This window comes from Deltaproteobacteria bacterium, from assembly GCA_016208165.1.
Lineage (GTDB): Bacteria > Desulfobacterota > Desulfarculia > JACQYL01 > JACQYL01 > JACQYL01.
In genome coordinates, this window is sequence record JACQYL010000105.1 from 13999 (window position 1) to 37056 (window position 23058).

The 23058-nt window shown below is 55.4% G+C and carries 12 protein-coding genes and 1 pseudogene; 12 read left to right on the top strand and 1 reads right to left on the bottom strand.

Annotated features, from left to right (window positions below; all coding sequences use genetic code 11):
* Positions 1–177 precede the first annotated feature (177 nt).
* Positions 178–1740 (top strand): hypothetical protein, encoded by a 1563-nt coding sequence (locus tag HY788_19310; protein ID MBI4776298.1) that lies wholly within the window; start codon positions 178–180, stop codon positions 1738–1740.
* Between the two features lie 235 nt (positions 1741–1975).
* On the opposite strand, the gene rhlB is transcribed toward HY788_19310, so the two are convergent.
* Complete coding sequence (gene rhlB / locus HY788_19315; GenBank protein ID MBI4776299.1) at positions 1976–3454, bottom strand: ATP-dependent RNA helicase RhlB; 1479 nt, start codon at positions 3452–3454, stop codon at positions 1976–1978.
* A gap of 522 nt (positions 3455–3976) precedes the next feature.
* Between rhlB and HY788_19320 the strand changes: the two genes are divergently transcribed.
* The 11 genes and pseudogenes from HY788_19320 to HY788_19370 all read left to right on the top strand — a co-directional run bounded on the left by HY788_19320 (position 3977) and on the right by HY788_19370 (position 22897).
* Complete coding sequence (locus HY788_19320) at positions 3977–5146, top strand: PQQ-dependent sugar dehydrogenase (GenBank protein ID MBI4776300.1); 1170 nt, start codon at positions 3977–3979, stop codon at positions 5144–5146.
* 123 nt (positions 5147–5269) lie between these two features.
* A complete protein-coding gene (locus HY788_19325) occupies positions 5270–6331 on the top strand; it encodes an AI-2E family transporter (GenBank protein MBI4776301.1) in 1062 nt (353 codons plus the stop codon).
* A 1420-nt stretch (positions 6332–7751) separates the two neighbouring features.
* Positions 7752–9560, top strand: a complete 1809-nt coding sequence (locus HY788_19330; GenBank protein MBI4776302.1) for a methyl-accepting chemotaxis protein — start codon at positions 7752–7754, stop codon at positions 9558–9560.
* 402 nt (positions 9561–9962) lie between these two features.
* The gene (locus HY788_19335) at positions 9963–10121 is read left to right on the top strand and encodes a hypothetical protein (GenBank protein ID MBI4776303.1); all 159 of its coding nucleotides are present in this window, start codon (positions 9963–9965) and stop codon (positions 10119–10121) included.
* Positions 10122–10262: 141 nt separating this feature from the next.
* The gene (locus HY788_19340; GenBank protein MBI4776304.1) at positions 10263–12245 is read left to right on the top strand and encodes a CZB domain-containing protein; all 1983 of its coding nucleotides are present in this window, start codon (positions 10263–10265) and stop codon (positions 12243–12245) included.
* Positions 12246–12993: 748 nt separating this feature from the next.
* Positions 12994–14841 (top strand): annotated as a pseudogene (locus tag HY788_19345) (hypothetical protein).
* Positions 14842–15130: 289 nt separating this feature from the next.
* Positions 15131–17200, top strand: coding sequence for an NAD(+) synthase (locus tag HY788_19350; protein MBI4776305.1), 2070 nt, complete (start codon positions 15131–15133; stop codon positions 17198–17200).
* A 172-nt stretch (positions 17201–17372) separates the two neighbouring features.
* A complete protein-coding gene (locus tag HY788_19355) occupies positions 17373–18971 on the top strand; it encodes a right-handed parallel beta-helix repeat-containing protein (protein ID MBI4776306.1) in 1599 nt (532 codons plus the stop codon).
* A 1004-nt stretch (positions 18972–19975) separates the two neighbouring features.
* A complete protein-coding gene (locus tag HY788_19360) occupies positions 19976–20230 on the top strand; it encodes a hypothetical protein (GenBank protein MBI4776307.1) in 255 nt (84 codons plus the stop codon).
* Positions 20231–20422: 192 nt separating this feature from the next.
* The gene (locus tag HY788_19365) at positions 20423–21814 is read left to right on the top strand and encodes a DUF362 domain-containing protein (protein MBI4776308.1); all 1392 of its coding nucleotides are present in this window, start codon (positions 20423–20425) and stop codon (positions 21812–21814) included.
* Positions 21815–22141: 327 nt separating this feature from the next.
* Positions 22142–22897, top strand: coding sequence for an SDR family oxidoreductase (locus HY788_19370; protein ID MBI4776309.1), 756 nt, complete (start codon positions 22142–22144; stop codon positions 22895–22897).
* Positions 22898–23058: the final 161 nt, after the last annotated feature.

Consider the following 23058-nt stretch of genomic DNA (forward strand, 5'->3'; position numbering starts at 1 on the left):
ATATATGAACTACTGCACATATATATCGGTAAGTGTTCTGAAATCTTACCGTTAGTTCGGGAGGCCGGTTGGCGACCTGCTGGAAGAGGTCCAGCGCCCGCGAATGGCTCTCGAAGACTGGGAACCGGATAGCGTGACAGGGTGTGCGCAGAATTCCGGAGGATGGAGGAGTAAGAAATGGAAAAACGAAGATATATAGTGCTGAGCCTAGCGGTTCTGGCCGCTGTCTCGATGGGTTTTTCGAATCTGTCGTCGGCCCAGGGGTTCCCTATTACAGGTCCGGGAGCCTTCGGAGTCCCCGATCCGACATTGGGCTCCATGGTTATGGGCTGGTTCGACATCGACAAAAACGGAACGGACAATGTGCTGCCCGTAATCGTCAATATGTCTACCCTGGACATCGGTTCCGTTCCAGGAAACCGTTTTCGAGTTCACCTGATCATTTGGGACGTAAACAGCAACCACGTGTGGGACCGAAACCTGGTCTTGTCTCCATGGGACGTATGGAGCGACGCCAGCATTCGGGACATTGTCGAAAACACATTCGGTAGCGGCATGTCTTCCACTCAAAGAAATCAGGTAACCGAAGCAGTCACCATCGATGGCGTGGAAATAGAGCGTTATCGAGGCTACTGGACAGCCACGGTGGTGCTGACGCCCGTGGGCGCCGGCCGGCCGTTCGAGCTGAGTTACCCCCATGCCTATGAAAACGTATTGGGCGGCTGGGTCTACGTGGTGGACCTTTTGGACGGCCGCACGGACGGATACTCCATGGTAACGGTACAATCTTCCATTCTCTACTCGAACAGCATCGAGCTTGCCTTCATGTTGTCCTTTTCCGCCGACTTTTGGAACCGGCCATGGTGGTGGGTAGGAGGAAACTACATGTTCGGGGATCTCTCCGGGAATACGCAAGGGCCGTTTTTTTCGGCTTTATGGCAATGCAGCCTGGATGAGTTCTTCATCGAAATCAATTTGGATACCCTAGGCTTTGTGTACGAACGCTTTGACGCCGTTTCCTGTTTGAACTCCCAGCTCCTGACCACGGGGAAAGCCGTTACGAGTGACGACACCTGGTTGGCGCGAAATCCTTCCTGTGACCAATTACCTTATGACGGCGGAGAGGCTTTCGTGGACGAGGACCGCGGCGGCATGATGCTGTTCGGGCGTTTTTTCCGGAACCCTATCGGCGGAAGCATAACCGGTTTCAACAACCGACTGGTGCTCTGGATGGACACCAACTCGACGGGACGACAGGTGGTGCTGGTGGTGTGCGACGAAGAGGAAGCCTGTCATTCGTTTCCACTCGTGGTACCGGACGAGCTGAACATCCACCGGCTGGACGAAGTAGTGGCCGACGTGTCGGCAGGGTACATCTATTTTCACACCCGCCAGATCGAGAATCCGGGCGCCAGGCAGCGCATGATCGACTACTGGAGAAACGTAGCGGATCCATTGGCCGCCAATCCCACGGCGAGCCTGTACAATTGCGCCAACGGAAACACGATCTCGGATTTCCTGCCCGTCAACGTAAACTGCTCTCTCGATGGCTTACGGAATACGGCGCCGTTTGGAAACTCGCTTCAGATTCTGGGATGGACCACCAACGAAGGATTCGGAACCGCGGCCGAGAGTTGGGGCGCTATCTTCCCAATGATCCGAAAGTGCATTTTGGGAAGTCCGACGAACCTTCAGGTACTGGACGTTTCGCCGGAGGCGGCGGTAAAGGTGGCGGAGTAAGACCTCTGTGAACACACATTGGGCTTGGGAACCGGAGAGTGTAACCCGGCGTCCCACACCTTCTCCCACCGCAATCCGGAAAGCCTCCCACAAAGGGGGCTTTCCTTATTTCGATCCTCCGAATGCGTAGGTCAATGAATTCATGGAAGGGCCTCAGTAGGGGAAGATCTTTTTGACTGTGCATTCAGGTGGCGCGGGAGAAGCCTCCTGAAAAAGAGTCGCCTCCCGTGAATGATTATCTCTTTGCACCGGTTCTTCTTCCGGTGCGCGGCCTCGACCCACTCGAACGTGGCCCTTTCTTTCCGGGAACCGTTTCAGGAAGTGTGAGCCATTCTTCATCCGGGGTGATGCAGTTCAATTCGCGGCCCATGAACTTCTCGATGGCGGGAAGGTACAAGGCGTCCTCTTCATCGGCGAAGCTGACGGAAGTGCCACTGGCGCCGGCCCGGCCGGTCCGTCCTATGCGGTGTACATAGTCCTCCGCATCGTGCGGCAATTTGAAATTAATGACATGATCCATGCCTTCGATGTGAATTCCCCGCCCGGCCACATCGGTTGCCACCAGAATCCGTATCTTTCCGCTCTTGAATTCATCGAGACGGCGGATGCGTCTCTTCTGGGGAACATCGCCGGAAAGCTCCGAGCAGTTGATTCCGTACCGGGTCAGCGTCTCCGAGAGTCGCCTCACCTCGTCGCGCCTGTTGCAGAAGACCAGAACACGGCTCAGATTCTGCCGGCTGATGATGTTGTACAGCAGCGCAAACTTCTTTTCGATGGTCACGATGTACACGATCTGGTCCACCGTATCGACCGCGACCTGCTCGGGTTCGATTTCGACCTTTACCGGATTGCGCGTCCATTCGGAGGCGAGGCGGGTGATTTCTTCGGTCAACGTGGCGCTGAAAAGCAGGGTCTGGCGTTTATCCTTGGTCGGAGTGCTGTAGATAATACTGCGGACGTCCGGGATAAAACCCATATCGAGCATACGATCGGCCTCGTCGATGATCAGCACCTCAACCCTTTTTAGGGTTATGTCTTGCCGGCGCTTGAAGTCGAGCAACCTTCCGGGCGTTGCCACGATGATGTCCACCGGACCGGCGCCCAATTGCTTCCTCTGTTTTTCATAATCCATGCCGCCGAACACGGAAACAATGTTCAGGCCGCAGTATTTGGCAAGCTGTCGAGCCTCTCCGGAGATCTGAAGCACCAGTTCCCTCGTGGGGGCAAGGATCAGGATCCGAGGCGTCCCCGGTTCTCTTTCACCCTCGATGGGGTTGTTCAGCAGGCGTGTGAGCACACTGATCAGGAAGGCGGCCGTTTTCCCCGTGCCGGTCTGGGCCCGGCCGCTTGCATCCCTGCCGGCTAAGGTGCTGGGCAGGATTTCGGCCTGTATGGGCGTGCAGTACTCGAAGTTAAGATCGCTGATCGCATGCAAAATGGGATTGGGAAGATCGAAATCGTGAAAGCGGGTTCTGCCCTCTACCGGCGGCACATTGAACTGGGAGAGGTCCCAATGGTTTTCCACGTCCTCGGCCGCCGGAGCCACCTCGATTTGACGGATCTTCTTGACCCTTCTCCTCGATGGCCGTCTGCGCTGGGAACGACCTTCTTCTTCAGAACTCACAGACTCGGGATTGCTTTCCACATTGGATTCTTCCATTTTCCGAGGTTTGCTTCTTGAGGTGACTTCTTCATTGATCTCCTTTATTGCCATTTCATTCATAGTTTCAATGCCTTTTGATAAAAATCGTTCATTTGTCCTCACTTCTGTCAAAAAGAGTTTTCTTACATCTTGAATGTAAGCAGTCCTCATCCGTATTTGAAGTCGGGAATGAGAGAAAAAAAGCGGACCACAGGGAAGGCTTCTTTCTTAGGATAAGGATTCTTATCCCTTTTATCAAGCTTTTAAGTGATTTTCCAATTATATCAAGATGAAGTCACGTCTGAAACGCGATGGGCCGCCCCTCGGCATTGAGTGTTATTCAACAATGATTACTAGTAAATTAAATAGCTTAAATCATTATGACGGTTCAGCGGATCGGTGGGAACATCCGTTGAACCGTCCTGGGTACATTCTGACGGACGGCGTTTGGGAAGCTTTCTTGTGACCTTTACGCTCGCCCGATGAGTGAATCGAGGTGAGGTACAGATGAGAGGCAAGACATTGAATGCTGCTCGTAGAAAGAAACGGCAGATTCTGCTTTTGTTCGCTTGCTTTTCGGTTTTGGCCTTCTCGATGCTCGCCAAAGGGGGTATCCCCATCGCGGCGGAAACGCAGCCAGGCTCCGCGATGATCAGTGTGTTGCCTGCGTTCTCTCCACTGATCTTCAACCAACCTACGGCCCTTCTTCAGGCTCCCAACGACCCTTCAACATGGTTCGTGCTGGAACGGCAGGGCTACGTGAAACGCTTCAGGAGGGGTGACGCCGTTTCCGTCGTTTTTGCGGACCTCACTGCGAAAATCGCCTCAGCCGCGGGTGAACAGGGATTGCTGGGATTGGCGTTTCATCCCATGTTTCCCGCGATTCCTCGGATATTTGTTTCCTACACGAACACCTCGGGTAATTCGGTCATTTCCAGATTCAACAGTTCGCCGGACGGACAAAGCTTCCTCCCGAATTCGGAAACCGTTCTGATGACCGTTGCGCAGCCGTTTACCAATCACAATGGGGGGAACATGGCCTTCGGCCCGGACGGTCACCTGTACATCGGATTTGGTGACGGTGGGTCCGGAGGAGATCCCCAGGACCAGGCTCAGAACACGAATTCGCTTCTGGGAGCCATGTTGCGAATCGACGTCGATACGGGAAGCCTTTACGGAATTCCACCGGATAATCCTTTTTCAAACAGCGCGGGATGTGGGCTAGGACCGGGTTGCCCGGAGATTTTCGCCTATGGCTTTCGCAATCCATGGCGGTGGAGCTTCGATCGGGTCGACGGCCGGCTCTGGGCCGGTGACGTAGGACAAAGCGCTTACGAAGAAATCGACGTAGTCGACGTGGGTAAAAACTACGGCTGGCGCTGCTATGAGGGAACTCACCCATACAACCTGGCAGGCTGCGGCCCGGCGGGCGACTACACGCCTCCGGTGGCGGAGTACGACCATACAGCCGGCGAGTGTTCAGTGACGGGCGGTTACGTATATAGGGGAAGTCGCATCCCTGAACTGGAAGGAGCCTACATGTACGGCGATTACTGCACAGGCAAAATCTGGGGGCTTTTCAGCCAGGGGGGGATTCCGACCACTCAATTGCTGGTGGACACAGGACTCCTGATTTCGTCCTTCGGGGAGGGTAATGACGGAGAGCTGTACGTAGTCAGCTACGCCGAAGGGAAAATCTACCGGCTTTCGCGTGCACCGGTCTTTCCAGCGGGCGCCATCCTGGGTCCCCTGCTCCTCGAATAATGAAACAGGACCACACGACCGTGAGCCTGTTTTAGTTCTTGACCCTGAAGTCGGGTCGGTTCATATTCAACAAACTCCAGAACCCGAGAAAATCCTATCGCTTCGCTGAAACTGAGGGCCCGCATGGCGCTCGATCTTTATGAAACGATCCGGACCAACAAGAAAGTCGTCATCTGGTCGGCTTTTCTCGTGCTGCTTTTTCTGGTGCGCAAGCTGTTCGGGCTTGTATTCCTCACCTTCATTCTCTGCTATATTTTCAACAACATTACAGCGAGATTGGAGCGCCGCCTACCCATCTCCAGGCGGCTGAATCTCGTGATCATTTACATCGTGTTCGTATGTCTGGTGGCCGGCGTGCTGTTCATCGTGATGCCGCGCATCGCCTCCGAGACGACCATCTTTGTAAACCAATTTCCGGCATCCCTGGACACCTTACATGAACGGCTGGACGAACTGGCCCGAAAACAGCCCGACATGGCGCCTTTGTTCCTCGGCGTCAAAGATACCCTTACCATCAAGGGCATGCTGGGGGTCAATCGCGAAACGCTGGTGGCGACGATAGGCAAGACCCTCAATAAAGTCACGCACTACGTCAGTTATTTTTTCCTGGGCACCCTGTTCAGCTTTTTCATCCTGTTCGATTTGCCGAATTTGAGCACAAGGACCCAATCCCTCGAGCACACGCGATTCCGGGCCATTTATGAGGAAACGGCCGAAAGCGTGGTCCAATTCGCCATGGTGGTCGGAGCGGCCTTCCAGGCCCAGATTCTCATCGCTGCCTTCAACACGGCCCTGACCGCACTGGGGTTATGGCTGCTGGGTATCGAACCCGTTGCGCTTTTATCCATCATTGTTTTTTTCGCCGGGTTGATTCCGGTATTGGGGACCTTCATTTCTTCAGTGCCCATTCTTCTGTTGGCCTTCAACAGCCAGGGATGGATACTCGCGCTGAAGGCGGTCGGTATGATTGCCGTGGTGCACGTCGTGGAAGCCTACATCCTCAATCCGAATATTTTTTCCGCGGTTCTCAAGATCAATCCCATCCTGACCCTCATCATCCTCTACCTCGGCTACAGCTTGTTCGGGATATGGGGCGTGCTGCTCGGCGTTCCTTTCTCCGTTTACATTTATCGCTACATCCTCTTTCCCGCCGTCGACAGGATTGTGGAACGGGACTCGGAATGAACAACCTGAAACTTGATTTTCAGACCAAACGCGCCGGAATGACGCCATAACGCTCTTTGTCACACTCGTCCGACGAGACGGTGATGATCCTCCCAGACCTGACCAAGCCCCCTGTTTCAGAGGAGGAAATTCTTTCCGCAATCACTAAAAGCCGTCTCCGATAGGCCGTTGCGGCAGACGGCATCAACCATGGTGTGAAACGTGACAGGTTTTCGTCGCCTTTCAGGGGTTGGAATAAAATCTAAAATATTTATTATATCAAATTGTTCTACGACACGTCATTGTTCCGGTATATTTTTTGCTGTATGGATGCGTCGAGATGAGCGGGCCACGACCGAAAGAAACGCTTTGAACGATTGACACGGACCGAGGCTGTTCACCCACCCCCCCCCGTGATGCACCACTAGAGCCGAGTTTGAAAAAGGTTACAGGAGGAAAAAACAGGATGAAATTGACCATAGGCAAAAAGCTGGGTTTGAGCACGTTTCTATTTTCATTGGCGGCGCTGGTTCCTTTTGTCATTCTTGGGATTATGGCTGTTTCCACGGCCAGGGAGTCCTTCATCGAAGATCGGTTCGCACAACTCGAATCCGTCAGGGGGATCAAGAAGGCGCAGATCGAGAAATTCTTCGCTGAACGCAAAGGCGACCTGGGCGTCCTGGTGGAGAACGTCCGAAACTTGCGCGAAGGGGCTTTTGACAAGCTGAAGGTGGTTCAAAGTATCAAGAAACATCAAATCGAAGGTTATTTTCAAGAGCGTATGGCGGACGTCTCCGTTTTGTCCGCCAATGATACCGTGGCCTCGGCTATGGAATCCTTTGCACAGGCGTTTAAGAATGAAAACCGTCAGACGGGAGGAGAGCTCTGGAAAGCCGTGGAAGAGTCTTACGAACCGTGGATGAAACACTATCAAAAGGAGTACGGATACCACGATCTGGTTTTGATTTGCCAAAATGGCGATGTTGTTTACAGCGTGGCCAAGGAGTCCGATCTGGGTCAGAATGTGGTGACCGGCGAGCTGAAAGACAGCCCGCTTGGAAGCTGCTTTCGGAAGGCCATGAAGGGGGCGGCGATTCAGGACTTCGAGCCTTATGCCCCTTCCAATCACCGTCATGCCGCCTTTATTGGTGCGCCGGTGAAAAACAGGGACGATACTCTGGGCGTTGTCGCACTTCGGCTGCCCACGGCTCCTATTAACGCCATTGTGCAGGATCGCGCCGGTATGGGTAAGACCGGCGAGACCTATCTGATCGCGGAAGAGGAGGGAAGGATCACTTTCCGGAGCGACATGAAAACCATGGGCGATGGAAAATTTGTCCTAGGGTACGACATCACGGATATAAAGACCCGTTATATCGAGGAGGCCTTTTCGGGAAAAACCGGCCATGACGTTTTCACGGATAGTAAGGGCAAGCTGGTCATGGTGGCCTTTGAGCCATTGAGCGTGCCGGGTCTCAACTGGGCCTGCATCTCCAGGATCGATCTTGAAGAAGCCATTGCCCCCAAGCTGGCAGGGGAAGAGAAGGATTTCTATGCCAAGTATATCGATGCATACGGATACTACGACCTCTTTCTGATTCATCCCGAAGGCAGGGTCTTCTATTCCGTGACTCATGAGGCGGATTACGGAACCAACATGGTGGATGGAGAATACAAGGACACCGGGCTCGGCAAACTGGTCAGGCGGGCGTTGGAAACCAAAGAATTCGGCACGGCCGATTTCGAGCCCTATGCGCCTTCCAATGGGGAACCCGCCGCCTTTATCGCCCAGCCGGTGCTCCGGGGAGCGGATGTAGAGCTGATCGTGGCGCTTCAGCTTTCCATCAAAGCCATCAACAGCATCATGCAGGAACGTTCCGGCATGGGCAGAACCGGAGAGACCTATCTAGTTGGGAGCGACAAGCTGATGCGATCGGATTCTTATCTTGATCCCCGGACCCATTCGGTCAAAGCCTCCTTTGCCGACCCCGTCAAAGGCAGGGTGGACACGGAGGCCTCCCGTGAAGCCCTCGCCGGGAACGAGGGGCGCAAGATCGTCATCGATTACAACGGCAACCCGGTGCTGTCCGCTCACGCGCCTTTGAAAATCGGGGAAACGACCTGGGCGTTGCTGGCCGAAATCGATGAAAAAGAAGTGGTGAGCGATTCGACGGCCGCTGAGAATCTGCTGAACCGCGTCTGGCTCATCGGCGTCATCGCGGTCATCGCCATCGTAATGGTCATTCTGTTTAACGTCCTTAATATCCGGGACCTGCTAAAGACGTTGCGAAGAATCATAGAAGGACTCAGCGAGGGCTCCGATCAGGTCTCGTCGGCCTCGAGTCAGGTGTCGTCCGCCAGTCAATCCCTGGCTGAAGGCTCCTCGGAACAGGCGGCCTCCCTCGAGGAGACATCCTCATCTTTGGAGGAGATGGCTTCCATGACCGCTCGAAACGCCGAGAACGCCAAGGAGGCCAACGATCTCATGACGAAGGCCAACGAAACGGTTCGCCAGGCCAACGACTCCATGGGCCGGTTGACATCATCCATGGAAGAAATTTCCAAGGCCAGCGAGGACACTTCGAAAATCATCAAAACCATAGACGAAATCGCTTTCCAGACCAATCTTCTGGCCCTCAACGCGGCGGTGGAAGCGGCGCGGGCCGGAGAGGCCGGAGCCGGTTTCGCCGTGGTGGCCGATGAAGTGAGAAACCTCGCCATGAGGGCGGCGGAAGCCGCCAAGAGCACCTCCGGACTGATCGAAGGTACGCGGCGGAAAGTGCGGGACGGCTCCGAGTTGGTGAACAGGACCAACTCGGCGTTTTCCGAAGTAGCACGAAGCACCGCCAAGGTGGGTGAGCTGGTGGGGGAAATCGCCGCCGCGTCCAACGAGCAGGCCCAAGGCATACAGCAGACCAACAAGGCGGTGGCGGAAATGGACAAGGTGGTGCAGCAGAACGCCGCGAACGCCGAGGAAAACGCCGGCGCCTCTGAGGAAATGAACGCTCAGGCCGAACAGATGAAGATATACGTCGCGGAACTACTGTCACTGGTCGGTGAGACCGGAAGAGGTTCGAGCAACGGACGGGCAGCCAAACCCATTGGACGTGGCCCGGCGGTTCATGGGAGCAAAAGCCTTACGGTTTTTTCCGGCAAGGTCGGAAAACGAACGGCGATCCTTCCAAAAGCGAAAGAAATCCACCCCGAACGGATGATTCCGTTGGGAGATAAGGATCTTAGTGACTTCTAACTAGCTGTAACCTCTCTCGAATCCAAATGCTTGAATGATAGAGGGCAAGGTAGACTTGCCCTCTGTCTGCACATTGGGCGACCATGTATTCGGGAAAGAAGTCGAGTAAGTCGCCTTGTATCCGATCATCAGTCCTGAGGGGCTTTTCGACGAGACAGGCCTTGATCCAAATCATTGCAACCTCTGTTTCTCCGAACGAGTCGCAGCCACAAGCAGCGGAGCGTTTGCGACGGACTAGTCGGATCTTGAAGCTAAAGAAAAACCTCCGGAATTCCGACTATATCTATAGATAGAATAAACGACTCGAAAAAAAATGGGAGGGGATTGGGCCCTCAATCATCCGTATCGGACCTCGCCCCCGAGACGCTCCATTGCTTCAATGGAGAAAACGTTATTCCGGTGATGGACCTGAGATTGAGATTCGGCATGAAATCCACGGAATACACGGAACGGACTTGTATCATCGTGGTTGGGCTCAAGGCCGAACCAAGCGCGATCTTGATCGGAATCGTGGTGGGTTCAGACTTCCCAGAAGTAAGGAAATCGCTCCCAACCTCCTGATGCCGTCGGAGGATAAGAATTTTACCGATTTGAACATGGAACTTTCACAAAACCTGAAGACCGAGATCTTTTTGCAAAGGGAACATCCGGTGTCCTCAGGGTCCAAGTGGTCATGGGAGAATGGATATGAACTGGAAGAGTATGAGTGTTGGAAGGAAGATGGGACTCGGCTTCGGGTTTGTGTTAACCCTGTTGATCGTGGTGAGCGCCACGAGTCTTTTCGGCGTCAAAGGAATCGTCCGTAACGCCGATCGTGTCGCCGCAGGCCACGAGCTCAATGAGACGCTTGCTCAAAAAGAAATAGATCACCTCAATTGGGCCGCCAAACTCAATGCGCTCTTGACGGACGACAATATACACAAGCTCGAAGTTGAAACAGACGATCACAAATGCGCCTTTGGAGAATGGCTTTATGGCGCAGGGCGAAAAGAGACTGAAAGAACACTCCCTTCGCTTTCCACTCTTCTGAAGGAAATCGAGGATCCGCACCGGAAGCTGCACCGCTCGGCAATCGAGATAGGCGAAGTCTTCAAACAGGCGGATTCGAAATTGCCTCTCCTCTTTACGGAGAAGGAAGTGGATCACTTGAAGTGGGCCGCCCGGATTCGAGAGGCTTTTCTCCAGCAGACTGACTCACTTGGCGTTCAGACGGATCCGACGAAGTGCGCCCTCGGGGAATGGCTGGCAACGGAACAAGCCAAGCAGATATATGAAGCCGGGGGTGCCGATTTTAGGAGAGCGTGGGATCAAATGCGGACTACCCATGACAAACTGCACCAATCAGCCGTCGATATAGAGCAGCATCTGGCTTCCGGCAAGATCGAGGCAGCGCAGAATCAGTTCCGTCAGGTCACGGCCCCTTTATTGAATGAAACGGTCGGCCATCTGGACACACTCAAGGCTGAAGTGATGCGGGACATGGATGGGATGGAAAAAGCGAACGCCATATACGCAACCCAAACCGTTCCGGCCCTTCATGCGACCCAAAAACTGTTGCAAGAAATCCGTGCGGAGGTAAAAAAGAAAACCGAGATCGACAATGAGGCCATGATGGACATGACGCAAGCGACGCAGCGCAACGTGACGCTTGTGAGCATTGTGGCCATCGTCGCCGGAGTGCTGTTGGCCTTTCTGATCGCCCGAGGAATTACTGCTCTTCTTAGAAGGATCTCCATTCAAATGAAGGAGAGCGCCGAACAGGTCGCATCCGGGGCCGGGCAAGTTTCCTCGGCTAGTCAGTCTCTGGCGGAGGGGACTTCCGAGCAGGCCGCATCCATTGAAGAGACGTCTTCGTCCATGGAAGAGATGGCTTCCATGACCAAACAGAACGCGGACCATGCCGAAGAGGCGAATGTCATAATGAAGGATACAAATCAGATCGTGAGCAAGGCGAACCGGTCCATGTCGGAACTGACCGAATCCATGGCGGAGATATCCAGGGCCAGCGAAGAGACCCAGAAGATCGTCAAGACCATTGACGAAATCGCCTTCCAGACGAATCTCCTGGCCTTGAACGCGGCGGTTGAGGCGGCCCGGGCGGGGGAAGCGGGGGCAGGCTTCGCCGTGGTGGCCGATGAGGTGCGTAACTTGGCCATGAGAGCGGCGGACGCGGCTAAAAACACGGCCAATTTGATTGAAAGCACGGTCAAAAAGGTCAAGGACGGCACGGAACTGGTGAGTGCCACTAATGAAGCGTTTTCTCAAGTGTCCGAGAGCTCCTCGAAAGTCGGTGGACTGGTGGCCGAGATCGCCGCAGGCTCGAACGAGCAGGCCCAGGGCATCGAGCAGGTCAACAAAGCGGTGACGGAAATGGATAAGGTTGTCCAACGCAATGCGGCCAATGCCGAGGAAAACGCCGGCGCGGCGGAAGAGATGAGCGCCCAATCGGAGCAGATGGCGGTATACGTGGCCGAATTGATGGCGCTGGTCGGCGGAAGCGGTAAGGGTTTAAGCAACGGTCGCAGCGGCAAGGTCGCTCCACACAACGCGCCGGCGCGTACACATCGGCGTCCGGCGTCCTCTTCAGGCAAAGTCGGAAAAAAGACGGCGGTCCTTCCCAGGGGAAAGGAAGTTCATCCCGAGCAGATGATTCCGCTGGAAGATAAGGATCTTAGTGACTTCTAACCAGCTGTACCATCTCACGAATCCAAATGCTTGAATGATAGAGGGCAAGGTAGTTCGCCCTCTATCTTCGCTTCGGTTGGTGAATCTCCGGCTCCCAAAGACTTCGCACCAGGTGTGAGGTTCCATCTATATTTCTATACCGCTTCATCGGGAAACCCAAGAAACGTATCACTAAAATATTATGTACAAATGATGAAGACATCCATAGAATATGTCGTTCAGACATCTATAATAGAAGGAGTGTGATCCAACAGTTCTCAATAACAGCATTTTTGAATAAAGTTTTTGCGGTGGGCGCCGATTTGTATGACAGTAAGCTATCGAGGGATATCGTCGCTGGAAAGGAGATCGAGGATGAATAGGGAAAAGGCGAAAGTGACGGTGTATATGATCACGGATATGTTGTGGGGTCCCCACCCTGCCCGGGGAGGAAACAGCGCGCGCACGTGACCAGGTGGTACGCGGCGCGGGCGACAGCCGGGAAACCCAGTCATCTCGAAAAGCTTCCTAATGAGTAATTTGGAGACTTAGCCTATTGGCACTTCATAAACAAGCGTTCCGCTCATTTGCCTGAGAAGGATGAGTCTAAACAGGCTGAAAGGAGAGCGAGATGTTAAAGCGCCTTTTATCCCGTAGTCTTCGGTTCAAAATCCTGTTCGGATTGCTCTTGTCATTGGCGCCCTTGCTCGCCATCGTGGGCATTACCTACTATTCCGCACTGAGTACGGCGGAGAACAGTAAACGTATCATGAACATCCTCAGCCGGAGCGGGGCCAGGGAAATCGACACGTTCATCGAAACGCAGAAAACGCGGTTCCTGAATTGGACCGCAAAGGACATATATGGCATGGCCATCCAGTTCCAAACCACGAACATGGAAGACAAGTTCTCATCCTACCTCGAAGAGGATCCTGGTTTTTCTTTGCTAATGCTGGTGGATATGGAGGGAAAAGTGCTCGTAACGGCCTCCGCGGGAGCTCGGAAGGACGAAGCCAAGGGAAGATTCCTTGGGCGGTCCCTCGAGGGAGTGTCCGAACTTTCCGATAAGCCCCCACGGTCCGCCGCCCTGGCAAAGAGTGCTCTTGTTAAAGAGATCCTCCCAGGGTCCGGACATACGTTTATGTTCAGTTTCAAGACTGCGAACTTTGAGCGCGAGCCCAACGGGTACTTTATCGCATTTGTGGACTGGGCAAAGGTACAGGAAAAAGTCAACACTCTGCATGAGGAAATGAAAGGGAATGGGTTTAACAAGCTCAACATCGCCGTCTTGAACCGATCCTCCGGTTTAGCGCTCAGCCACTCGGACGAGAAAATGACCGGCAGCTCCCTGGAAATGCCGGATTCACTTAAAGCGTGGCTGCAGGGAACCGAAAGCGGGCAGGTGCGCGGTTTCGAATTCGGAAAAAAGAGCGAATACCTCACCTTCTATCCGATCCTCAGTCCCGAGGGACTTTTCGACGAGAAAGGCCGCGATCGAAATCATTCCGATCTCTGTTTCACGGTGTCTGTAGATCGAGCCGACATCATGTCCGACGTCCGGAGAATCCTGTGGGCGTCCGGCGGGGTTGCCGGGATCGGCGCCGTTGTCGTGGTGCTGATCGGTCTGTTCATCGTCCGCCTGATCTCCAGGCCTCTCGACCGCATTATTGGAGGTTTAGGCGAAAACTCGAACCGGTTGGCCTCCTCTTCCGAAAAGGTGACCTCGGCCAGTCAGTCAGGAGCCGAGGGCGCTTCAGAGCAGGCGGCTTCACTCGAGGAGACGTCTTCGTCCATGGAACAGATGTCTTCCATGACGGAACAGAACGCCGTCAATGCCCAGCAGGCCAATCATCTCATGAATCAGGCGAATGAGGTGGTGTCCCGGGCCAACGAGTCCTTGGCCCAGCTTACAGCGTCCATGATCGAGATATCCAAAGCCAGCGAAAAGACGTCCAAAATCATCAAGACCATTGATGAAATCGCCTTTCAAACCAATCTGCTGGCTTTGAACGCGGCCGTTGAAGCGGCTCGAGCGGGGGAAGCCGGAGCCGGATTCGCGGTAGTGGCGGACTAGGTCAGAAATCTGGCCAAGCGGGCAGCCCAGGCAGCCAGGGACACGGCCGGCCTCCTCGATGGAACAGTGAAAAAGATCAAGGAAGGTTCCGACCTGGTAACCAGAACCAACGACGCGTTCTCCCGAGTATCCGAGAGTTCGTCCAGGGTCGGCGAACTGGTGGCCGAGATCGCAGCCGCCTCCAAAGAGCAGGCTCAGGGCATTGACCAGGTGAGCAAGGCCGTGGCTGAAATGGACAAGATCACCCAGCGGAATGCTTCCAACGCCGAGGAGAACGCAGGCGCCGCCAAGGAAATGAATGTTCAGGCCGATCAGATGGCGGGATACGTGGCGGAACTCATGTCCCTGGTCGGCGGAAGCGGCAGGCGATCGAGCAACGGTCATGGCGCGGTCGTTCAGCAAGGCCTGGCGGTTCGCAGGAATAAAACCCTTGCCGCCGCGTCCGGCAAACTCGGAAAAAGCACGGCGACCGTTCCCAAAGCGAAGGTACTCCATCCCGGGCCGATGATTCCGTTGGAGGATAAAGATCTCAACGACTTCTAAGGCCATGCGACGAACAGTATCCCAACGGTTCTGGAGCGAGGGGCAAGTTTAGCTTGCCCTTTCTTTTTCTCGCCGAAGAAGCCTGGATTGCCGATCGGCGATTTGGTAGTAATGGGGAATCGTGCAGGGATTGTTTCTGCGTCCGCGACCCCGACAACCGGTTCATCAATGACAAGCGTACAGGGCATTGTTACAAAAGAATCCATTCGACGTGCGAAGCGGTTCATGGATCCCACGATAGTGTGAATGCCCTATGCCGGCTCAGGTCGGCCAATAACGGTGAATATGCATGACAAACCATGCCCTTCCTTTCGATTCCATCTATCGGCACGGATTTGTACGTACGGCGGTCTGCGTGCCACGAGTGAAGATCGGCGCCCCGCTGTTCAACGCCGACCGGAGCATCGAACTGTCGCGGCGCGCGGCGGGTGAAGGCGCCGTGCTGGCGCTCTTTCCGGAACTCGGATTGTCCGCTTATTCCAACGAAGACCTGTTCCATCAAGACGGCCTGCTCGATGCGACCGAGGAGGCCATCGGCCGCATCGTAGCCGCAAGCAAAGAGATACCGGCTGCATTGCTGGTCGGCGCTCCCCTTCGATGGGAACAAAAACTGTTTAACTGCGCCCTGCTTATCCACCGCGGACAAGTCCTGGGCGCGATTCCAAAATGCTACCTGCCCAATTACCGCGAGTTTTACGAAAAACGTCAATTTACATCCGGATTCGCCGCGATATCGAGAGAAATTCGGCTGCTGGGCCGGACGGTTCCATTCGGAAGCGACTTGCTCTTTGTGGTCGAGGATATCCCTGACTTTGTGCTGCACGTCGAGATTTGCGAAGACCTCTGGGTGCCGATTCCACCTTCTTCCTATGCCGCCCTGGCGGGCGCGACGGTGCTGGCAAACCTTTCGGCGAGCAACATTACCATCGGCAAGGGGGCGTACCGCCACGATCTGGTCGCGGGGCAATCGGGCAAATGTATTTCCGCGTACCTTTATGCGGCAGCCGGTCACGGCGAGTCGACGACGGATCTGGCCTGGGACGGGCACGCGCTGATCTACGAGAACAGCCGGCTGCTGGCCGAATCGGAGCGCTTCAGCCCCAACGAGCAACTGATCGCCGCCGACATAGACCTGGATCGCCTTCGACAGGAGCGGATGCGGATGACCAGCTTTAACGATTCCGTGCGTTGTCACGCGGACCGGCTTATCCATATGCGGCGCGTACCCTTCCGGATCGGCGCTCCGAGCGGCAAGCTGGAATTGCGGCGCAATGTAGATCGCTTCCCCTACGTACCCGCCGATCCCGCCGAGTGGGACGAGCGGTGTTTTGAAGCCTACCATATTCAGGTTGCGTCCCTGGCCAAACGGCTGGAAGCAACGGGTATCCAGAAAGTGGTCATCGGCGTTTCCGGCGGTTTGGATTCCACCCAGGCCGTCATAGTCGCTTGCCGGTGCATGGATCGGCTCGGCCTGCCTCGAAAAAACGTCCTGGCGTACACCATGCCCGGATTCGCGACCAGTGAGCACACCCGGACGAACGCCTGGAAATTGATGGCAGCACTACGCGTTTCAGCGGAGGAGATCGATATCCGTCCGTCCTGCCGGCAAATGCTGGAAGATCTCCGGCACCCGTTCGCCAAAGGAGAGCCGGTGTATGACGTAACCTTCGAAAACGTGCAGGCCGGCGAGCGGACATCTCACCTGTTCCGGCTGGCAAACCAACACGGCGGCATTGTAATCGGGACCGGGGACCTTTCCGAGCTGGCCTTGGGATGGACGACCTATGGTGTTGGCGACCAGATGTCGCACTACAACGTCAACGCCTCGGTGCCCAAGACCCTGATCCGGCATTTAATCCGCTGGGTGATCCGGCGTGGGGAATTGCCGGAGGCCGAAGACATACTCGAGTCCATTGTACACACCGAGATTTCACCGGAATTGGTGCCGGGAGCGGACGATTCACAGGAAATGCCCGCGCAACGAACCGAAGAGACCATCGGACCCTATGAACTCCAGGACTTCTTCCTTTACTATGTCAGCCGATTCGGCTTCCGTCCCGGTAAGGTCGCCTTTCTCGCGCACCATGCCTGGGGAGATCGCGACCGAGGCGTGTGGCCGGTCGGCTTCCCGGACGAAGATCGCCACGAATATGACCTGCCGGCCATCAAGCAATGGTTTCGCGTATTCCTTCATAGGTTCTTTCAACTGAGCCAGTTCAAACGCTCGGCCCTGCCCAACGCGCCTAAAGTCGGTTCGGGCGGCTCCTTGTCGCCGCGCAGCGATTGGCGAGCCCCCAGCGATTCCGAAGCCACCGCCTGGCTGGATGAATTGGAACGCAACGTGCCGGCCGTGGTATAGAAGTACGGTTCTGTAATCATTCGCTGGGGGGAGAAGGCCGGGATGAGGGCATCTCTACCAAACATCTTCGCGAGGCACAAGGCTGGTATAATCTTTGCCTCTCCGCAACAGGAGATCGGAGCACAACCAAGGAAAGGAGATCCGTCTGAAACTTGCCTCGGGAACGATGAGTTTGGCGATTCTCATCTGGTTACTGCTATCTCCGTCGAATGAGCAGGGCGTCATCTACTATGTCCGAACGGACGGGGGAACCGCCGATCAATGCACGGGCCTCAAAGACGCGCCGTACCCCGGATTCGGAACCGATCAGCCTTGCGCCTGGTCTCACCCGTTCTGGGCCTTGAACAACAGCGGGGAATGGAAAATCCAGGGGGGTGAAACCCTGGTCATCGCGAGCGGGTCCTACCGCATGGGCATAGGCGCCCCCAATTCGGACTGGTGCGGAGCTGCATGGGCGTATGACTGTCATCTGCCGCCTCTGCCGTCAGGTCCTTCCCCGGCCAACCCCACCCGTATGCTGGGGGCCGGGTGGAATCAGGGTTGCGCCGATCCACCCGAGCTGTGGGGCGCTGAAAGACCCTGGCAAATCCTCGGCCTGGCGGGCACGGATAACGCTGTCGTCGCCTGCCTGGAACTCACCGATCATTCCGACTGTGTCGAATCCCACGCAAACCCCGCAATTCGATGCGAACGAGATGCCCCACCGTTCGGAGATTGGGCGGCTTTCGGCATCAGCGCATCGGATTCTTCCAACGTGACGCTGAAAGACCTGGATATCCACGGCCTCGCAGGAGGGGGCATTCACGCCGGCCGGCTGGCGGACTGGACCGTTGATAACGTTCGAATCGCCGGCAACGGCTGGGTGGGATGGGACGGTGACATTTACGGCATTGACGCCAACACCGGAACCATGGTCTTTAAAAAATGGACGGTGGAATGGAACGGCTGCGCGGAATCCTACCCTGAAGAAACAATGAACAACTGCTGGGCTCAGACAGCCGGCGGATACGGCGACGGAGTCGGTACGGGAGAGACCGGCGGGAATTGGGTCATCGAAGATTCGATATTCAGATACAACACTTCGGACGGGCTTGACCTGCTGTATACCCGTCTTCCTAGCCAAATCACGATCAGAAGAACCCAATCCTACGGCAATGCCGGGAACCAGATCAAGGTCAACGGTCCCTCGCGCATCGAGAACAGCCTGATGAGGAGCGACTGCGGATTTTTCAACGGGAAATCCTTCACGTATCAAGTGGACGATTGCCGCGCGGGCGGCGCCGCGCTGGCGTTCGCCCTCAGGCCGGACACCGCCGTGTCGTTGGTCAATTCAACCCTTACCGGGCATGGCGACTGCCTCCTTACCGCCGAATGCGACGACGGTAGCTGCAATGGATCCGAAACCGTCACCATCCAGAACACTATTTTTGTCGGCAACCGGGAGTTCCTGGATCCGGAAGACACCACCTGCTATATCTGGTTCGACCAAATGAATCTGTATGATACTCAGATCGACTACAACGTGGTGTACCGTGCAAAACCAGGGAACATCGGCTTGTCGGAAAATGACCTCTCCCAGGATCCTCAAGTGGTCGACGACACCCTGGAAACGTTTGACGGTCACCTGGAAGCCGCCGGTCCGGCCATCGACAGCGGCGCGCCTGTGGGCGGGCTGGGCGGATTGATTCCGAACCACGACTTGGAAGGATTCAGCCGCCCCCAGGGCGGCGGCGTAGACCGCGGGGCCTACGAGCGGGTGAATTCGCCCTGAATCCTCCGCGGTTTTCATGGACACCGGATGAGGTAAGAGAGTATGATATAAAAGTGGTGTCCGCACGTTAAAAGATCGTGGACCGAAAGCAGGCCCATGGGAGAGAGCCCGGCGCGGCGCTCCCCCCCTGTTGCGGGAGTTTTACCTATAGCCCGAAACAGGGGTTTCTCCCACTTCCTAGGAAAATCCCCCATTCGTAAAATGAGAATCGTCCCGGATAGGAACGCCCGCCGTCCCATGTTATGGTCGAAAAATCCGGAGTCCAACCGGAGAGAGGCTGTTATCGATCTCATACCATCAAGCCGGTACGATGAAAAAGAGAACCACCGGAAGAGCCCTTTACCGAAAACAGTGGAAATCAGCCGTTTCTCGTATAAACAAATTCGTGTTTACCTGGACTCGGGGCTCCAAAGACCCGACACGGGCCATCCGTACCTCGCAACCGGCAAAAACGGCCCAAAAACAGCAAGACGAGGTTAACATCTTTCCACCGGACGAAGCCGTATGCCCGGCAAGACCGGGACTGCTCGATCACGTCAGGGCGCTTACAGGGGATGAGGCCGCCGGGTATTTCTCGCGCCTTGTGGAACAGAGGGTTCCCATACACGTAGGTACACCCCGTGCAAAGAATCGCCGGAGTGAAGAAGACGATCTCCTCGAAACCGCCCACTTCGCGGGAGCTTTTCTGCTTCCGGAACTTGCCACGCATGCGAAGTGGTTCACGTTTTTAGCCCGGACAGGTCGGGCGTGTTCTCGGAGACCCTGCCCTAGACCTCTCTTTTTCAGCTTATCGAAAACAACCGCGGAAAAGGAGATGAGTTTCATCCCGAGGTCCCTTTGGACGGAGCATTTCCGTCGTAAGTAGTTTAGCGTACAAAACAGAACGCAGGTCTTAATGAAAGAGGGGCATGCCGACTTGATCTAACCATGCGCCGGTGCGTCCCTCATCCGAATCGTTTGTAATAGTGCGGTCCTAAGTTTAAGAGAAAGGAGGTGCGACCCGAATGCCGGACTTGAAACTCACCCTTTCCGCCGAGGATCTTGGCGCCGATAAAGGGCTTTTGGTGGAATGGGTGAAGGAACTGGGGGATTGGGTTCGAAAAAACGAAGTCATTGCTGTCTGCCGGGCGGACGGCCGGGAAGTCTCGCTCAAAGCCCCTGTTCAAGGCGTATTGAAGAAGATTCTTGTAGAACCCAACACGGATTTCGAAGCCGATGCCGTTTTAGGGATTCTTCGAACCGTGATGGGAGGAACCTAGTATACCCTGATCCGTTGTGCAGTTTCGATTCGAAGGTCATCGGTTGAATGGGCTCATGAAGAGCGCGTTAGGAGGGTCGTCCGGAAGGGTCGATGCGTATGCTCGAGGTTCCACGGTCGAAGCGGACGCATACGGCCGGCCAGAAATACCCGGATGACTATGGATCCAAAAAAATCCAGAAGGAGATGTCCCATGAGGAATGCACACATCGCGGAAAAGTTTGGCGAAAAGTCTACCGTGGCCCTGATCAAGCGGGACAAGGTGGCGGGAAGCCCCGGCAAGTACACACAGGAAGCGGTAAAACAAGTCAAAGCCATGCTCAAGGAAGGCGCCGACTATTTGGGCGGCATGAAGAAATTCGTCAAGCCCGGAAATTCCGTGCTCCTTAAAGTGAACTCCGTTTATCCGGTTCCGCCCGAAGCGGCCTGGAACGTAGACCCGCGCCTGGTGGAGGCTCTTATCGGCCTCATCAAGGATGAAGTCCCCGACGTGGGAAAAATCATCGTCGCCGACGACTCCGCAGCGGTAAAGCAAGTGCCGGACATCGACACCGTTGACGTCATGGTCCAGAACGGTATTGCGGCTGCCGCGCGAAAAGCGGGCGCCGAGGTCATCTGCCTCGAGTACGATTCGCATGTGAGGACCACCATTCCGGATGCGCGTACATTCCCCTATTTTGAATGTCCCAAGGCGCTGCTGGATGCGGACGTCATTATCACCGTTCCCAAATGGAAAAACCACATCGAGGGGCACATGACTTTGGGCATCAAGAACGCCCAGGGGTATTATACGCGCGTGCTGAAGCAGGACGGCATGACGGATCACAGGAATGACAAGGAAAGGCGCCACGCCAACGACGTTCATCTGAAGTTCACGGACACCTTGAAGGTCATCTATCCGGATCTGACCATTATCGACGGGCTGTGGGCCATTCAGGGAGACGGTCCGGGTGTGGCCCGGGATTGGGAAGTGATTCGCGATATGAACATGATCGTCATGAGCGACGACATCGTTGCGGCGGATTCCGTCGCGGCCCAGGCATCCGGATACGCCTGGGACTATGTGCCCACTACGCGTCTCGCCGGGCGGCAGGGCTTCGGTCATGCCAAGCCTGAAGAGATCAATATCAAAGGCGCGGACCTTCAGAAGGTCATGGTGAAGTTCGTGCCGGCCAAGCTCTACGACATCCAAGGCTACTATGACAACGTGGACGTATATACGCACGGCGGGTGCGTCACCGGATGTCAGCCGCTTCTTCGCATGACGCTCAACTTTCCGGACGAAGCCGGAACACTTAAGAAGCTGAAAGAACCCATCAACTTTATCGTCGGAAACAACACCTACATACCCCATGATCTCAAACCCGAGAGAACCTGCCTGCTGGGTGACTGCCTTTGGAACAACTGGCTGGACCTGGAAGCTGAAGGATCTCTCACTCCGCAGAATCTGAAGGACCGCGGGGCCCTCGTTATTCCGGGATGCCCGTCTTTCGCCAACATCTTCTCCAACATTCCTCCGTGGATTGACAAGATAGCGGCCAAGGACCAGGCGGAGTTGGCAGCCGCGGCTGCCGCGGTCGCGTAGGATACTAAATCCTCGACCTCCTCGCCGGACGGCTGCCGCCGGCCGGCAGGGAGGTTCCGTGTTTCTGCGCCTCAGGATGCCGGGGAGAAACCCCGACCAACCAAACGGATTTGCCCCGGCATCCGCCGGCCAATACTCCAACGTGCCCGAAACACCCGCGGAGACGATCTTCTTGCAGGACTTTGCCAAAACCGGCAAGTCGGCTTCGGGTAGGGTGCATCGAGCCGGGAGAGGGACTCGTTGCCGCGCTTTGACCGGCCGCTCCGTGCCCCGCTCTTAGATGGTTCCATTTCATTTTCATTGCACGCTGATGTGGAGGAAGCGGACATGCGTTTAAGCAACAAGGTGGCTTTCATTACAGGGGCCGGCTCCGGCATCGGAAGAGAAATCGCCCTTCACTTTTCCGAGCACGGCGCAAAGATTGTAATAGCGGAAATCGTGGAAGAACGAGGCCGGGAAACGGCAAGCTTGATTGAAAAGAAAGGCGGAGAAGCCCTTTTTGTCCGGATCGATGTAAGCTCGGTGGAATCCATTGAGGCGGGGGTTAAACAAGCGCTCGAACGTTTCGGCAAAATAGATGTGTTGGTGAATAATGCAGGAATCCTGGAGTATCTTCCCTTTCTGCAAATAAAGGAGAAAAACTGGGACCGTCTCATGAACATCAACCTGAAAGGGACGTTTTTTTGCGCTCAGAAGGTTGCCAAAGAGATGATTCGTTTGAAGAGCCCTGGATCCATCATCAACCTGGCTTCCATCGCCGCCGAGTTGGCCATTGAATTCCAGAGCCATTACGTGACCTCCAAGGGAGGGGTTCGAATGATGACAAAGGGTTTGGCTCTCGAGCTGGCGCCCTACGGAATCCGCGTGAACGCCATAGCGCCCGGTGTCATTCTGACGGAAATGACCAAGGAGGACTTGGAGGAGCCTTCGGTTCGGGAAGAAGCGGAAGCCAAAATTCCTCTGGGCCGTTTGGGCGCCCCTTTGGATGTAGCCCGCGCAGCGCTCTTCTTTGCATCCGACGAATCGGACTACATTACCGGAAGCTTGTTGTTCGTTACGGGTGGTTTCGAAATCAGCGTGTGATCAGCCGCTTCGGCTTCGAGCGGGGAGATGCGTTTCACCTTCCGGTTCGTTTGCACGGCCCTTGGTCGGAGTCTTTCAGTGCTCGTTCCATATCCTTAACAGCCCGTTGAAAAAGCCGGGTTGTTACAGACCGTTGAAAAACGATGAGATGCAAGGCGCGC